Raw genomic sequence first — 14,410 nt, forward strand, 5'->3', positions numbered from 1 at the left:
AAGTGTAGGTGTTCGACATATTATTCTGAAGTTTTTTGTTTGAAGAATGTCACTGCTTGACGCTCTAGGTAAGACGCGTGTTCTGCCTGATTGTCAGCATTTACGACGCGGTAGAGATCGTTCATTTTGTTTTTCTCTAATCTCCATCCGTCTTTTTCTTCTAATTTCTCCCAATATAACATTTCTTTGTTATATTGTGGATAGTGAGCATTACCGCGAGATAATACTTGAGCAAGTTCTAGTGGGTCTCCACCGAAAGTACTTGTTAAAATGTCGCTATCTCTGAATAATGCACAAATTGAAACACATGTTGTCCAGTTTGGAACTATTCTTTCTTTTTCGATTTGTACGAGTGTCTTTTTAGAAAGACCGACTGTTTGACTCATTGAATCTTGAGTATAGCCAGCTTCTGTTCGTACTATTTTGAACTTCTCCTGAATGACCTTAGTAAAGGCTTTTTTGTCCATAACTAAAATTCTTCCCTTCATTTATACGTTAAACTATGTGTTAACGTGTGTTTTCCTCATTCGACTCGAGGATATTAACATCCCATTTAGCAGTCGCACCTTTTAGTTGAACAAAGTTTAAACCGATTTATAAATCTTAAAGTAAATCTTCGCAACGATGAATGAAACTGGTAGGATAATATTTAAAATGACATACAATATAATACTGTCAACGTTTGATGAGAATTCTATATACATGAATTTCATCGTAGAAACACATTTTAGTACATAATGTAGTGTAAATGCAATTAAAACGCATGTTATTCATATAATTTTCTAATGAATTTCAAATTAATACGTCTTTTTATTTTAGGAAGATTTTATAATCAACCTAGCCACTTAAAATAAAAAAAGCCATGTGAATTTCATGTTATATTGAATGTACCACCAACCAATATAAGGAGAATTCACATGACCCATGTAGATAATAACACAGAATCACGCAAATCTAAACACCTTACATACGGTGAAATGAAGAAAATTGAAGCGTATAAAGCACTTGATTTATCCAATCGAAAGATTGCGTCTTTGCTTGGACGTAGTCCACAAACCATCAATAATGCCATCAATACAGCGTCTGTCACGCAGAAAAGCCAACAGAAACAGAATGGCAAGACGTATACCTACTATAAAAAGGTCTACTCCGCAGAGCTGCATCATGACATTTATCTGCGAAATCGTGCGAACTGTGGCCGCCGTCCCAAATGGGTGGAAACGGAGCGATTCACTGAATGGGCGGATCGAAAAATGCTTGAAGACAAATGGTCTCCAGATACAGTGGTTAATAAAGCCATGGACCTGTTTGATCCGGCGATCATTCCAAGTACTTCAACCCTCTACAATTGGATCGACAGTGGCATCATGCGCACCAAGAATATCGACTTACTCGAAAAGGTTGGACGGAAACCGCGGTCTACCAAAGGTCGAGTGCGACGAAATGTAAAAGTTTTGGGTACCTCAATCGAAGAACGGCCAAAATCCGTAGAGAATCGCCAAGAATTTGGTCATTGGGAAATTGATACCGTCATTGGAAAAATTGATGCCGATGAACCTGTTCTATTGACGCTCGTAGAGCGAAAGACACGCTTTGAGAAAATTTTCAAAATTGCGGGTCAGAGAGCTGATGCGGTAGACCAAACTCTGCAGAGCTTTATACAGTCCTTAAAAGGATTGGACAGTCAGATTTTTAAAACAGTCACTTCGGATAACGGAAGTGAGTTCGCCAACCTATCCCATCTGTCTGAAGAAACCGATGTGTATTTTTGCCATCCTTTTGCTTCTTTTGAACGTGGAACGAGTGAGAATCAACATAAGATTATCCGGCGTTTCTTGCCGAAACATCAGTCTCTTAAAGAAGTAAGCGACCGCCAGGTCCAGCGGATTCAACAATGGATGAACGATTATCCAAGAAGAATTCTGGACTATAAAACACCCCACCAGGCTTTTGTGCAAGAGTTGAAGCAATTGGATTTAGAACTGGCTGCTTAATCTTTTGCTTGACCTGGGGCCCTTATGGGCATGACTTGCCCTGTGTGTTGTTTGAAGTTGAACGCAAACATCCACCACACATCCCGCTTTGCGGATATCTTGCCCATACCCACGTCAAGCAAAAGACTGTAAGAAAGCGTACAATATAACTTTGTGAAATTTACTGAAATAACTATTTTCAAGTGGCTAACTTAAACTTGAAATTTAAGTCTTTTTATTTTATAATTATGCCATTTTGTTTTCTGTTTGTTAATACCTATCGTGCTATTTTATTATATTCCTTTTTAGACGTAAAAGTAAAATAATACATATGTAATCTCAATTAAAAAGTGATAAAATTTATATCTAGATTATTTTTGTTCGAGGTGCTTAAATGCAAACGATTAAACAAAATATTAAAAAAGCACGCCACGGTGCAGTGCTTTCTATTTGTACATATATTTTTTTAACAGTCGTTAAAATTACCGTTGGTTTTTTCGATAAGTCCGATGCGTTAATCGCAGACGGATTAAATAACTTTACTGACGTGATTGGATCGACAGCGCTATTTATCGGTTTAACAATCGCTTTAATTCCAAGAGACGATAACCATACGTATGGTCACTTTCGTGCAGAGTTAATTGCAGCGTTAATTGCAAGTTTCATTATGTTTGCGGTCGGTATACAAGTCATTATACAAACGGTTATTAAATTTATTAATAACGACTTCGCTGAACCGAGTACGACATCGTTATATGTATCTCTGTTTTCAATGATTGTAATGATTATCGTCGCGGTCATTAACTATAAACTTGCAAATAAAGTCAACAGTGTCGCGTTAAAAGCTGCGAGTATCGATAACTTCCAAGACGGCATGGTATCTCTTGGTGCTGCGATTGGTATCATTGGAGTATTACTTGGTTTTAAAACACTGGATACAATTGCGAGTTTTTTAATCGGAGCGTTAATTATATACACTGCGATTATTATTTTTAAAGAAACCGCAACGACATTAACTGACGGATTTAATAGCAAAATATTGAATCAAATGAAGACACTCATCGAAGATGTCGACGGTGTCATAGACGTTGTAGATATTAAGGGTCGTTCTCACGGATTTATTTATTTTATCGATGTGACAGTCACTGTCAATCCACATTTAAACGTGATAGAAGGACATAAAATTACCGAACACATCGAACATGCTATGTCCGATGCATTCGGAGATACTGAAACAATCGTTCATATAGAACCTGCAGTTATAAATTAATAATGTGATGACGAATCGCATAGACGACAGCTTGTGTACGGTCAGACACTTCGAGTTTATTTAAAATATGACTCACATGTGTTTTGACCGTCTTTTCACTTACAAATAGCGTCTCCGCGATTTCTTTATTACTTTTACCAAGTACCATCTCTTTTAACACTTCTAATTCTCTAGTTGATAATACATTTTTTTGATGTGGTAATTGCCCTTTAGATAACATTAACTCCACATCAGGATGAATAACCTGATCTCCATTTGCAACTCTTCTTAATGATTCGATTAAATCATCCGCATCCATTTCTTTAATTAAATAGCCGTCTGCTTTTTTATTTAATGCAGGACGTACGTACTCTTCTGACGTGTAGCTCGTTAATATAACGACTTTTAATTTTGGAAAATCTCGCTTAACGATTTCTAATACTGCCATACCGTCCATTTCAGGCATGACTAAATCGAGTAATACTAAATCTATCATTTTATGATTGTCTTCTAAAAACTGAATTAACTTCGCACCACTATCGACATCTTTTACGACTTTTAAATCTTCTGTCGTACTAAGTAAAAACTTCATACCTTCACGCACGACTGCGTGATCGTCAGTAATTACAATATTCATAGTTATATCCCCTCTATTCAATCGGTATCGTAAAGCGAATCGTCGTACCATGCCCAAGACTAGATTTAACACTAAACAACCCACCGAGTCGTTCGACACGTGCTTTCATATTTTTTAGACCGTGTTGGCGCGTAACTTCTTTCATATCAAATCCGTCACCTTCATCTCTTACAACGACAGAAAACACACCTTCAGAAACGATAATTTTGACATCACTTTTATTAACATTCGAGTGCTTGCTCGTATTATTTAACGCTTCTTGGATGACACGAAACACTTCAATTTCACTGTTATCTGGTAACTGATAAAATCCATCGATATCAATCGATAATTCAATATGAATGAGCGCTGCATATTCTTTTAACGCGTCGACGAGCCCGTTTTCTAACCCAATTGGTTTTAGCTGCCAAATTAATGCTTTCATTTCATTCATTGCATATTTAGACGTCGACTCAATTTTTTGTAGCGTCGATTTCATCTCTTCTGACTCTGCAATTCTAACTCCAGCATTACTCATAATGTTAATTGAAAAAATCGTCTGACTAATCGAGTCATGAAGATCTCTTGCGAGGCGTTGACGTTCTTGAATACGTGCATTTTCTTTTTCAATCTTTGTCAGTTCAAGTCGCTTTAACGTTGAACCGATTTGAAACGCGACGGATTCTAGCAAATCTAACGTGTCCTTATCGTATGCTTTAACGTATTTAGAAGCGACGTTTAATATACCGAACGAATCCCCACTAGATATAAGCGGTACTGTCGCGTGATGTGTGATCCCTTCATTTTTAGAAGCATCTTCACGCATCAATTTTTCTAGTCTAGAACACGCGATTATATTCGTCGCATTTTTTAAATTATCATGGTTATACTGATTGACGCACCAACATTTACCGTTAAATAATTTCTCATAATCATTTTCCTTTAATCCAACTGGTAAATTATAATGCGCAGCGAGGTCGTGTTCTCCATTATTATCAATGAAAAAGATCCATCCTGTATTGAATTCGCTATTGTCGATCAGTAACTTCAGCGCCTCTTTTAACATCGTGTCTCGATTTGTCTCTTGATTTAAATACTCTGCAATCATTCGTAGTAATTCTATTTTACTTTTCACATGCATGCTCCTTGTAAAAAATTAGACACTTTATTTACTCTATACAATTCTCTTTATGTTAAAATAAAACTTAACGTACGTAACACATTGAGGTGATAGGTTGAATAAGAAATTTTTAATGCAACTCATTTTCTTAGTGTCACTCATCGCGACACTCGGGTCTTTATATTTTAGTGAAATTAGAAACTACATACCATGTGAGCTATGCTGGTATCAACGAATTTTAATGTACCCACTTACTATTATATCTTTAATCGCAATAATTAAAAACGACATAAAAGCGAACATTTATATATTATCGATGAGTGTATTCGGCTTTTTAATCGGCATTTACCACTATTCACTTCAAAAACTACCGGCTATACAAGACGGGTTGAATGCGTGTAGTGATAACTCTTGTACAGTGACATACGTAAACTATCTCGGATTTATAACAATTCCGTTCATGTCGCTTACAGCGTTCTTTATTATTATTATTTTATCAATACTCACTTTTAAAAAGGAGAAAAACTATGAACAATAAATTATTTTACGGTATTATCGCGGTTGTTATCATCGCTTTTGCTGCGGTATTTTTAGTATTACAGTCTGACAAAAACGACCTTGAAAAAGTCAGCGATAGTGGCTATTATCCATATACTGATAAAGAGGTCAAAGACCTCCAAGGTCCAACGATCGACAGATTAGACGATGAGAACTATCATTTCAATGAAACACCTGAAGTGACACAAGAAAAGATCGATTCTGAAGATGAATTATTCGTCTATTACTGGAGCCCAGTTTGTAAGTATTGTATCGAATCTACACCACTATTAATCGGTGCAAAAGAAAAAGAGGATTTCCCTCTCGTTCAACTTAACGTGTTAGAATATCCAGAATACCAGCAAACTGCAGGGATTACTGCAACACCAACACTCGTCTACTATAAAAACGGTAAAGAAGTGACGCGTGCAGAAGGCGGCGCACAATCGGCAGACAACTACGTAGAATGGATTAAAAGCGTTAGAAACCAATGATTTTTACCGTCACACAGCAAAACGAATCGCTAGAAAACATTTTAAAATCAATGCATATTCCTAAAAAAGAAATGCACTGGTTAAGAATGAGTAAAGAAATTACGATAAACGGCGAACAAAAACAATTAAGAGATTTAGTCAGTCAGGGAGATGTTGTTCATCTTCCTGATTTTTCACAAGATAGTAATTATATAAAAAGTAACGAGACAGTAAATGTCATGTACGAAGATGATTATTTAGCAGTCGTGTTAAAACCGCACAATAAAAAGACGCATCCGAACGACGACGAAACAAATACGTTAATGAACGACGCGGCGAATACAATTTCATCTGCATACTTAGAGCCCGTACACCGATTAGACTACGACACGAAAGGCCTTCTCATACTCGCTAAAAATAGCTACGTTAAAAAGATGTTAGACTATATGATCGAACACCATGAAATTATAAGAGAATATACAGCATATGTCTCTTCAATCGGTAGATTAAAAATCGGTAAAATAGAGTTACCAATCAAACAAGCGAAAAGTAGAAATCATCAAGAAGTGAATCGACGTGGAAAACACGCAGTAACAAACGTTATTTCAATCAGAGATAATAAAGTGACAGTTCAACTGGAAACAGGACGTACACATCAAATTCGCGTTCACTTGTCATATCTCGGCGCACCGATTATTGGAGATAAAATATACGGTGGCACTAACAATGATACACTACGACTCTACGCTTCACGTGTCCAGTTTAACCATCCCGTTACAGAAAAAATTATCAATGTAGAAATATAAAAAATGGTCAGTCTCATATGAGACTGACCTTTTCTATTTCAATTACGCATTCGGATGAATCATATCTTCTGGACGGATCCATTCGTCGAACTGTTCTTCTGTTACTAGACCAGTTTCTAATGCTGATTCTTTTAATGTAATACCTTTTTTATGTGCGTTTTTCGCAATAGTCGCTGCATTTTCATAACCGATATGTGGGTTTAATGCTGTGACTAACATGAGTGAACGATTTAATAACTCATCGATTACTTCCATGTTCGGTTCAATTCCAACTGCACAGTTGTTGTTGAACGTATCCATACCGTCGCCTAGAAGGTAAATAGATTGTAACGTGTTCATTAAAATTAATGGTTTATAAACGTTTAATTCAAAGTTACCTTGTGACGCACCAAATCCAACTGCTGCATCGTTACCAAATACTTGTGCTGCAACCATCGATAACATTTCAGCTTGCGTTGGGTTTACTTTACCTGGCATAATTGATGATCCTGGTTCGTTTTCAGGAATCGTAATTTCACCGATACCTGCACGTGGACCAGATGCTAACCAACGGATATCGTTAACGATTTTTAATACATCTCCGGCTAATGCTTTTAAAGCACCGTGGAAGTATACAACTTCATCGTACTGTGATAACGCGTGGAATTTGTTGTCAGATGAAACAAAATCATATCCTGTTTGCTCAGAGATTTGTTTTGCAACTCTATCACCGAACTCAGGGTGTGCGTTTAACCCTGTACCAACAGCAGTTCCACCGATTGCTAAGTTTGCGAGTTGTTTTTTAGATTCGTTGATCATTTCTAATGACTTATCTAAAGAATATCTCCAGCCACTCACTTCTTGACCAAGTGAAAGTGGTGTTGCATCTTGTAAGTGTGTACGACCGATTTTAATAATATCTTGGAACTTTTCTTCTTTTTCTTTAAACGTGTCGCGTAACTTTTGAAGTGCTGGAAGTAACGTCACTTCTGTTTCAGTCATTAACGCAACGTACATTGCTGTTGGGAACGTATCGTTTGAGCTTTGTGATTTGTTGACGTCATCGTTAGGATGAACAACCTCGTCACTACCCTTTTCTTTTAAATAATCGTTCGCAACGTGTGCAACGACTTCGTTCACGTTCATGTTACTTTGCGTACCGCTTCCGGTTTGCCATACGACTAACGGGAAGTGCTCGTCTAGTTCTCTAGCGATAATTTTGTCTGTCGCGTAAACAATTGCGTCTTTTTTCTCTTCAGATAATTTACCGAGTTCAGAGTTCACAATTGCAGCCGCGCGTTTAAGTTGTGCAAAAGCAACAATCACTTCAATCGGCATTTTTTCTTTACCAACTGGGAAGTTTTGACGACTTCTCTCAGTTTGTGCTGCCCAAAACTTATCTGCTGGAACTTTAATTTCACCAAACGTATCATGTTCTATTCTGTAAGACATTAAAAAAATCCTCCTGAATTTGTATTTACCATTAGTATAACTGAAATTACAGGAGGATTCACTTAAAATATATAGTTCATGATTACTTTTCCGGTTCGTCTTTACCGAGGTCTTTATCTTCTAAGTCCGCACCGTGGTTTGTATGGTCTATTGACGCTGTTTGGCCCTCGGAGATAGCTTCCATCTCTTCACCGAGTGCTTTTACGTCTTCTGTATTAAACGTCATCGTATTTTCGTCAGTGTATTCTTCATTACGTTTTTTATCCATCATTATCTCTCCTACGCAAACTTGTACGTGTAAAATTCGCGAATGTCTCTATCTAGTTTACTCGCCGCTTCAGCGTCTAAAATAACAGTTACCATACGATGATTTTTTACTTTACTTAACGGAGAATCTTTACTCATATCTGCGTCGTATAGTTTACGAACTGTTTCACTCGCACCGCTACCTGACGCATATATAAATAACTCTTTTGCTTTAAATAAGTCGTCGCTACTACCAGATTTAAATCCTTTAAATTCATGATCTAAATTTAATACCGCAACGTTTACTTTCTCTTTTTTGTCGAGATAACGATTTAAATCGTCATCTGATTTTACGTTACGAATTTGTTGCTCTGGAATATCGAGTGCGTTAAATTTCGCACCCCCATCACCATTTGCAAGTAATAATTTCACGTTTGCTAAATTGACTGGATGGTTATTTACTTCACCGATTAAATAATCATATGCGTTATCTAATGTATCGTTTAAATCAAGTACTAATGTAGAATCCGGATTTAATGAAATTTGTTTTCTTAATTGATCTGCTAAAAATAAATCCGCATCATGTTTTGTTTCATAAATTCTAAAGTTTAAAGCCATAATTGTCGTCTCCTATCAGAACAGTTATTAATAATAGATTACCCGAAAACAGCCATTTTAAACAATGTTTAATTGATATTTAAAATACGCTTTGTTTCACTGACAAAATAGTTTATAATGAGAGTAACTATTAAACGCACTGGGGGATATTATAGATGAAAGCAATTCTTATCTTTATGGTATGTGCAGCATTCCTAACTTCGATTCTTACAGCTGGTAAAGAAAACAAACCAGGATACGTCGATAACGGACCAGATGAAAAATAATAATGACATAACAAAACGCAAACTTCTAAAGTTTGCGTTTTTTCGTTTAATCTTTTAAAAATCCTTGTGCATTTAATACGTCTTTTATATCTTTACGGACTTGGTCCATTTTTGATAATTTCTTAACGACTTGCTCTGACCAGTTATCTTGTCGTTTATTTTCATCGCGAGTTTTATAATACTCTGTAATTGATTCATCGTAATCATTTAGAGACGCTTCGATTTGTTCAAATTCTGGATACGTATTTTCAAAGTAAACTGTGTCTTGTGGTAATCTTTCTTTAAAACTACCTTCGCTATTTTTATATCCAACTGCCATACCAATCACTGGGAACGTTCCTTCTGGTAGTTCTAAAATTTCAATCATTTTTTTCGTATTGTTACGAATCGAACCTAAATAACAAATCCCTAAGTCTAGAGACTCTGCTGCGACTGCTAAGTTCTGTGCTGCAAGCGCTGCGTCTACGACACCGATGAGTAAACTTTCAGTCGTATCAAAATGTATTTCATATCCTTTACGTTTTGCAAGCTCTAAATGACGATTATAGTCTGCGACAAAGATAAATAAATGACCATTATCTTTTACGTACGGTTGTGTACTAATTTCCATAATCGCTTGTTTTTTATCTTCATCTGTCACACCGATAATTGAATACGCTTGAACGTAGCTTGACGTCGAAGCTTGCTGTGCAGATTTCACTAGTGTTTCAATCACTTCTCTTTCAAGTGGTTGATCTTTAAAATCACGAATCGATCGGTGATTTTGTAATAATTGAATTGTCTCGTTCATGTTCATCCTCCTATATAAGTCCTTTAAAACCTTGTTGACGTAGCGCTTCGTAAAGCACCATCGCAACTGTATTTGAAAGATTTAAACTTCTAAAATCTTCGTGCATCGGAATACGCATTAAACGGTCTTTGTACTTTTCTTTAATATAGTCTGGAAGACCTTTCGTTTCTCTGCCGAAAATTAGATAGTGGTCTTCATCTGAATCAGAATAATCCTCTTCATGATAATAATTTTCTCCGAATTTAGAAATAAAGTAAAGTTTCCCGTCTGCTTCTTCTAAAAAGTCTTCGATACTCTCGTGATATGTAATATCGAGATCGTACCAGTAATCCATACCTGCACGCTTTAAATGTTTGTCAGTAATTTCAAACCCTAATGGTTTTATTAGATGCAACTTCGTTTTCGTCGCTGCACATGTACGTCCGATATTCCCTGTATTTTGTGGAATATCTGGTCGAAATAATACGATATGATTCATAATTTAACCCTCTTGTATACCTTTTAGCATTTCTTCTTTTACTGCTTCGTCTGTTTCTTTACTGTAGCGCTCGTGAATATAATCGAGTGCTCTATCGCCTAAAATTTGTCCAATCGCCCAGTACGCTGTCCCTTTAATGACAGGGCGTACGTCGTTTTCTGCGACGTCTTTTAACGTCGGGATCGCACTTTCTTCTTTAAAATGTGCGAGCGCGATAATTGCGTTACGCTGTAACGGATTTTTACCGCGCCATACACCTGCTAAGTGACCATACGTCTCTTTGAATTCTCTATTTGACACTTTTAAAAGACTCGTTAATTCCGGCTTTAAAATTTCTGGCTCTAGTATAATATCGTCTTGCTGGGTATTGATACCAACGTTTAACGGGCACACTTGCTGACACGTGTCACATCCGTAAATTCTATTACCGATGGACTTACGATACTCGTCTGGCACAAATGTTTTCGTCTGTGTTAAAAACGATATACACTTTTTAGAATCGAGTTGTCCGTTGCCAACGAGTGCTCCCGTTGGACAGCGGTCAATACAAATCGTACAGTCCCCACAAGTTCCAACGAGTGGTTTATCTGGCGGAAACGGAATGCTAATAAGCATTTCACCTAAGTACGTCCACGTGCCAAGTTTCGGATTGATTATAAATCCGTTTTTACCGACAAATCCGAGACCACTTCGTAGCGCAACTTCTCTATCAGATAAAACACCCGTATCGACCATAGACATCGTTTCAACACCGTCGACTCGTTCTTTTATAAACGCCTCTAACTTTTCGAGCCTCGTTCTAAGTAAATGATGGTAATCAAATCCCCAAGAAGACCTCGCGAATATACCACGACGTTCGCCTTTACGAGACTTCGGTGCGTCTTTTGGTAGACGATTCGGATACCCAACTGCAATCGCGATAATTGAACGCGCACTCGGGAGAGACAACTTCGGATTTACACGCTCTTCAATCGTCCCTTTTTCAAAACCAGATTCATAATTGTTTTCGTAGTACGAAATTAATTTATCTCTAAACTCATGAAACGGTTCTGCTGTCGTAAAACCAATTTCGTCAATGCCGATTGTATGTGCGTATTCTATTATTTCATCTTTTAACTTTTGATAGTCCATACGCCACCTCTTTAAATAGATTAAAAAAGAAGCCGAAGTTGGCTTCTTTTAATACTGCATTGCTTTTTTTATACGATCAGGAATGATGAGTACCTCTGACACCATGTCTTCCGGATGGAACGTGTGATCAATACAGTCTTCAAAAAAGTCGATATGTGTTTGATCAATCGGTGAAGTCGTTTCACTTTCTGCTGCTTCTTTATCTTGAATTGTATACCAGTAAAGATATTCTACATCGTTAAACGCTTCACGGAAAATCGTCTCGACATATACTTTTTCACCTTCGACGTTACGAATGACACCTTCCATATTTTCTTGGATGTATTTCAACCAGCGGTCTACTTTTTTAGACTTACCTGGCTTCACTCTAAATTTAGTTAATTCCACTTTATACATTTATTTCACCTCTTGCGATATGCAAATAAACATTCTAAAATGATACTCAATACATTATTAGATTATACACTTATTTTAGAATATCTCCACACCTATTATAAAGAAAGGATTGAGACAATTTATGCTTATTTTAGCATCTGGATCACCGAAACGGCAAGAGTTATTAAAACAAGTCGAATTAAACTTTTTAACTATTATCCCAAACGTTGACGAATCTTCTGTCACTGAAAGAGATCCACAGAAGAAAGCAATGGCTCTCGCAAGCTTAAAATCATACGCGATTGATAACGACGAAGACATTATTTTATCGTGTGACACACTCATACAGTTTAACGGTGAAATATTAGAAAAGCCGGCTGACCGAGCCGACGCACGCCACATGCTTAAAATGCTATCGGGCAAAACGCATACTGTTATTTCAGCAGCACTCCTGCGTAAAGGTGACACTGAAATACCAATCGTTAGAGAAACTGAAGTCGAGTTCTTCGAGTTAGACGATAAAGAAATCGAACACTACTTAAACACAGACGAACCATATGACAAAGCAGCAGCCTACGGTATCCAGGGACTCGGCGCGAAGTTTGTTAAGCGAATCTCCGGCGATTACAACGCTGTCGTTGGATTACCACTTGGAGATGTGTGTCGGGAACTGAGATTTTTTGAATAAGGAATAACACTTGCTAACTTCTATTCAGTTAACTAGGGGAAGAAGATTAGCAGGTGTTTTTCATCAATAAGCCACTATTCGTCAAGCTTTCGGGTAACTCTACACTATTACTTCATCAATAAGTCACTGTTCGTCAAGCTTTCGGGTAACTCTACACTATTACTTCATGAATAAGCCGCTATTCGTCAAGCTTTCGGGTAACTCTACACTATTACTTCATGAATAAGTTGCTATTCGTCAAGCTTTCGGGTAAATCTACACTATTACTTCATGAATAAGCCGCTATTCGTCAAGCTTTCGGGTAAATCTACACTATTACTTCATGAATAAGTCGCTATTCGTCAAGCTTTCGGGTAAATCTACACTATTACTTCACGAATAAGTGCTCTCTTATTAATTATTACTTCATATTATCCATTTCTAGTGACACTCCAGTAATTTCGGAACATACAAACATAAATTGTTGCGAAATTTTAAGAGGCACTATGTATTTCTTCTTTTAAAATTCCAATATCATTACAATTTTTTAATAATGAGTTGCAATTTTTAAGTAATTCACATGATTGTTTCGCAGAAATTTTAAAACAGTATATTTATAATCAAAACTTGTAATTAGCTTCTATAAAGAGTAGAAAAGTTTATAATTATATAGTGAATATTGTATATAGGAGGATTATATGAAGATAAAAAAATCGCTTGCTCATCGTCAGTTAATCGCTTTAAAAAAGAGGGGGCATTTGAATAGCCATGAGAATCAATATTTGAGATATCTGAATTTAGGATATGAAGGAGAAATCAGTTTTTCTAATAATTTTGATCGCATTATGTCCGAATTTTGTACAACTATTCATGACTTTAGATTTATAATCAACGGATCTGAACGACAAATTGACACGTTAGCAATATTTAATAATAAAATAGTACTTTTTGAAGTAAAAAACTATAACGGCAATTTAGTATTTCGAGACAATAATTTTTATACCTATAAAACAAATCGACTATTGAAGTCTCCAATACAACAAATTAACGATACTAGTGATAAATTTACTCAATTGCTGAAGCAATTAAATTATAGTATTCCTATTGAAAAATATGTGATTTTTCTTAACAATAACTTTCATCTTTTTAATGCGCCGATTGATGAAATGATTGTTACAAACGCGCAACTTCCAGCATTTCTTGAAAATTTGAAGAAAAACAATTTCCCACTAAAATCTCATGCCAATTCGATTAGACAACGTATATTAATGTGTTACAACGAAATAACTCGTCAATGCGATGTTAATTATACGTTCAACACTATAAATAAACGTATTTTTTGTAGATTGGATGGTGAGAAATTAGTCGAAAATGGTCATGAAAAATATATTTGCAAACAGTGCGGTAGTTTTTATCATCAAAAAGATATAATTATTGAAGTTATCCAGGATTTTCAGAGCTTATTTCCAGACGAAAAAGTGACTTATAAAAATATATATGACTTCACGGATGGTCGCATTTCGTATTATAAATTGAGAAAAATTATGAATCGCTATTACGAAAGAATTGGTACAAGTCGTATGGTCTATTTTGTGGATAAAGAAAATGATCACTAACAAATTAACGGTTACGTC

The 14,410-nt window shown here is 36.3% G+C and carries 17 protein-coding genes; 7 read left to right on the forward strand and 10 right to left on the reverse strand.

The window, feature by feature from the left end; genetic code table 11:
* Window positions 1-20: 20 nt before the first annotated feature.
* Window positions 21-467: a helix-turn-helix transcriptional regulator gene (locus CJ229_RS03465; RefSeq protein WP_040929032.1), complete on the reverse strand. Its 447-nt coding sequence runs from the start codon at window positions 465-467 to the stop codon at window positions 21-23.
* 450 nt (window positions 468-917) lie between these two features.
* Here CJ229_RS03465 and CJ229_RS03470 point away from each other — a divergent pair, with 450 nt between their 5' ends.
* Entirely contained in the window at window positions 918-1,994 is a 1,077-nt protein-coding gene (locus tag CJ229_RS03470) for an IS30 family transposase (RefSeq protein ID WP_068128648.1), read from the forward strand.
* A gap of 373 nt (window positions 1,995-2,367) precedes the next feature.
* Window positions 2,368-3,243, forward strand: a complete 876-nt coding sequence (locus tag CJ229_RS03475) for a cation diffusion facilitator family transporter (protein ID WP_070622962.1) — start codon at window positions 2,368-2,370, stop codon at window positions 3,241-3,243.
* On the opposite strand, the gene CJ229_RS03480 is transcribed toward CJ229_RS03475, so the two are convergent.
* Together CJ229_RS03480 and CJ229_RS03485 are read right to left on the reverse strand one after the other, a co-directional pair.
* A complete protein-coding gene (locus CJ229_RS03480) occupies window positions 3,233-3,859 on the reverse strand; it encodes a response regulator (protein WP_068130646.1) in 627 nt (208 codons plus the stop codon). The two genes, CJ229_RS03475 and CJ229_RS03480, sit on opposite strands and share 11 nt — an antisense overlap.
* Before the next feature lie 13 nt (window positions 3,860-3,872).
* Window positions 3,873-4,973 carry a GAF domain-containing sensor histidine kinase gene (locus tag CJ229_RS03485; protein ID WP_102167833.1) on the reverse strand — a complete coding sequence of 367 codons (1,101 nt, stop codon included), beginning with the start codon at window positions 4,971-4,973 and terminating at the stop codon, window positions 3,873-3,875.
* Window positions 4,974-5,073: 100 nt separating this feature from the next.
* On the opposite strand from CJ229_RS03485, the gene CJ229_RS03490 reads away from it, so the two are divergent.
* Genes CJ229_RS03490 through CJ229_RS03500 form a run of 3 tightly spaced genes read left to right on the forward strand, consistent with a single transcriptional unit; the run spans window position 5,074 to window position 6,774 of the window.
* Complete coding sequence (locus tag CJ229_RS03490) at window positions 5,074-5,496, forward strand: disulfide oxidoreductase (protein ID WP_306452479.1); 423 nt, start codon at window positions 5,074-5,076, stop codon at window positions 5,494-5,496.
* On the forward strand, window positions 5,486-5,989 hold the full coding sequence (locus CJ229_RS03495; RefSeq protein WP_102167834.1) for a thioredoxin family protein: 504 nt from the start codon (window positions 5,486-5,488) through the stop codon (window positions 5,987-5,989). Before CJ229_RS03490 ends, CJ229_RS03495 begins: the two co-directional genes overlap by 11 nt.
* Window positions 5,986-6,774, forward strand: coding sequence for an RluA family pseudouridine synthase (locus CJ229_RS03500; protein WP_102167835.1), 789 nt, complete (start codon window positions 5,986-5,988; stop codon window positions 6,772-6,774). The genes CJ229_RS03495 and CJ229_RS03500 overlap by 4 nt, the downstream gene beginning before the upstream one ends.
* Window positions 6,775-6,816: 42 nt before the next feature.
* On the opposite strand, the gene fumC is transcribed toward CJ229_RS03500, so the two are convergent.
* The 7 genes from fumC to CJ229_RS03535 form a co-directional block, all read right to left on the reverse strand.
* Window positions 6,817-8,205, reverse strand: coding sequence for a class II fumarate hydratase (gene fumC, locus CJ229_RS03505; RefSeq protein ID WP_068130659.1), 1,389 nt, complete (start codon window positions 8,203-8,205; stop codon window positions 6,817-6,819).
* 82 nt (window positions 8,206-8,287) lie between these two features.
* Window positions 8,288-8,473, reverse strand: coding sequence for a hypothetical protein (locus CJ229_RS03510; protein WP_070456221.1), 186 nt, complete (start codon window positions 8,471-8,473; stop codon window positions 8,288-8,290).
* An 11-nt stretch (window positions 8,474-8,484) separates the two neighbouring features.
* Window positions 8,485-9,069, reverse strand: coding sequence for a sugar phosphate isomerase family (locus CJ229_RS03515; protein ID WP_070622980.1), 585 nt, complete (start codon window positions 9,067-9,069; stop codon window positions 8,485-8,487).
* Window positions 9,070-9,381: 312 nt separating this feature from the next.
* The gene (gene nfsA / locus CJ229_RS03520; RefSeq protein WP_070710223.1) at window positions 9,382-10,125 is read right to left on the reverse strand and encodes an oxygen-insensitive NADPH nitroreductase; all 744 of its coding nucleotides are present in this window, start codon (window positions 10,123-10,125) and stop codon (window positions 9,382-9,384) included.
* Window positions 10,126-10,135: 10 nt separating this feature from the next.
* Window positions 10,136-10,603, reverse strand: coding sequence for a tRNA (uridine(34)/cytosine(34)/5-carboxymethylaminomethyluridine(34)-2'-O)-methyltransferase TrmL (trmL, locus tag CJ229_RS03525; RefSeq protein ID WP_371327384.1), 468 nt, complete (start codon window positions 10,601-10,603; stop codon window positions 10,136-10,138).
* Between the two features lie 3 nt (window positions 10,604-10,606).
* Entirely contained in the window at window positions 10,607-11,734 is a 1,128-nt protein-coding gene (queG, locus tag CJ229_RS03530) for a tRNA epoxyqueuosine(34) reductase QueG (RefSeq protein ID WP_070456230.1), read from the reverse strand.
* Window positions 11,735-11,782: 48 nt separating this feature from the next.
* Window positions 11,783-12,130 carry a DUF6176 family protein gene (locus CJ229_RS03535; RefSeq protein WP_068130678.1) on the reverse strand — a complete coding sequence of 116 codons (348 nt, stop codon included), beginning with the start codon at window positions 12,128-12,130 and terminating at the stop codon, window positions 11,783-11,785.
* Window positions 12,131-12,251: 121 nt separating this feature from the next.
* Here CJ229_RS03535 and CJ229_RS03540 point away from each other — a divergent pair, with 121 nt between their 5' ends.
* Complete coding sequence (locus CJ229_RS03540) at window positions 12,252-12,797, forward strand: Maf family protein (protein ID WP_102167836.1); 546 nt, start codon at window positions 12,252-12,254, stop codon at window positions 12,795-12,797.
* Between the two features lie 677 nt (window positions 12,798-13,474).
* Window positions 13,475-14,392, forward strand: a complete 918-nt coding sequence (locus CJ229_RS03545) for a nuclease-related domain-containing protein (protein ID WP_102167837.1) — start codon at window positions 13,475-13,477, stop codon at window positions 14,390-14,392.
* The last annotated feature ends 18 nt before the right edge of the window (window positions 14,393-14,410 follow it).

The organism is Nosocomiicoccus massiliensis (assembly GCF_002871345.2).
GTDB classification, from domain to species: Bacteria; Bacillota; Bacilli; order Staphylococcales; family Salinicoccaceae; genus Nosocomiicoccus; species Nosocomiicoccus ampullae_A.

Bases quoted from the DNA above. Each gene is read 5' to 3' on its own strand.
- queG (WP_070456230.1), bottom strand. From the start codon at position 11,734: ATGGACTATCAAAAGTTAAAAGATGAAATAATAGAATACGCACATACA.
- CJ229_RS03470 (WP_068128648.1), top strand. From the start codon at position 918: ATGACCCATGTAGATAATAACACAGAATCACGCAAATCTAAACACCTT.
- CJ229_RS03540 (WP_102167836.1), top strand. From the start codon at position 12,252: ATGCTTATTTTAGCATCTGGATCACCGAAACGGCAAGAGTTATTAAAA.
- CJ229_RS03510 (WP_070456221.1), bottom strand. From the start codon at position 8,473: ATGGATAAAAAACGTAATGAAGAATACACTGACGAAAATACGATGACG.
- CJ229_RS03465 (WP_040929032.1), bottom strand. From the start codon at position 467: ATGGACAAAAAAGCCTTTACTAAGGTCATTCAGGAGAAGTTCAAAATA.
- nfsA (WP_070710223.1), bottom strand. From the start codon at position 10,125: ATGAACGAGACAATTCAATTATTACAAAATCACCGATCGATTCGTGAT.
- trmL (WP_371327384.1), bottom strand. From the start codon at position 10,603: ATGAATCATATCGTATTATTTCGACCAGATATTCCACAAAATACAGGG.
- fumC (WP_068130659.1), bottom strand. From the start codon at position 8,205: ATGTCTTACAGAATAGAACATGATACGTTTGGTGAAATTAAAGTTCCA.
- CJ229_RS03495 (WP_102167834.1), top strand. From the start codon at position 5,486: ATGAACAATAAATTATTTTACGGTATTATCGCGGTTGTTATCATCGCT.
- CJ229_RS03475 (WP_070622962.1), top strand. From the start codon at position 2,368: ATGCAAACGATTAAACAAAATATTAAAAAAGCACGCCACGGTGCAGTG.
- CJ229_RS03515 (WP_070622980.1), bottom strand. From the start codon at position 9,069: ATGGCTTTAAACTTTAGAATTTATGAAACAAAACATGATGCGGATTTA.
- CJ229_RS03545 (WP_102167837.1), top strand. From the start codon at position 13,475: ATGAAGATAAAAAAATCGCTTGCTCATCGTCAGTTAATCGCTTTAAAA.
- CJ229_RS03535 (WP_068130678.1), bottom strand. From the start codon at position 12,130: ATGTATAAAGTGGAATTAACTAAATTTAGAGTGAAGCCAGGTAAGTCT.
- CJ229_RS03480 (WP_068130646.1), bottom strand. From the start codon at position 3,859: ATGAATATTGTAATTACTGACGATCACGCAGTCGTGCGTGAAGGTATG.
- CJ229_RS03500 (WP_102167835.1), top strand. From the start codon at position 5,986: ATGATTTTTACCGTCACACAGCAAAACGAATCGCTAGAAAACATTTTA.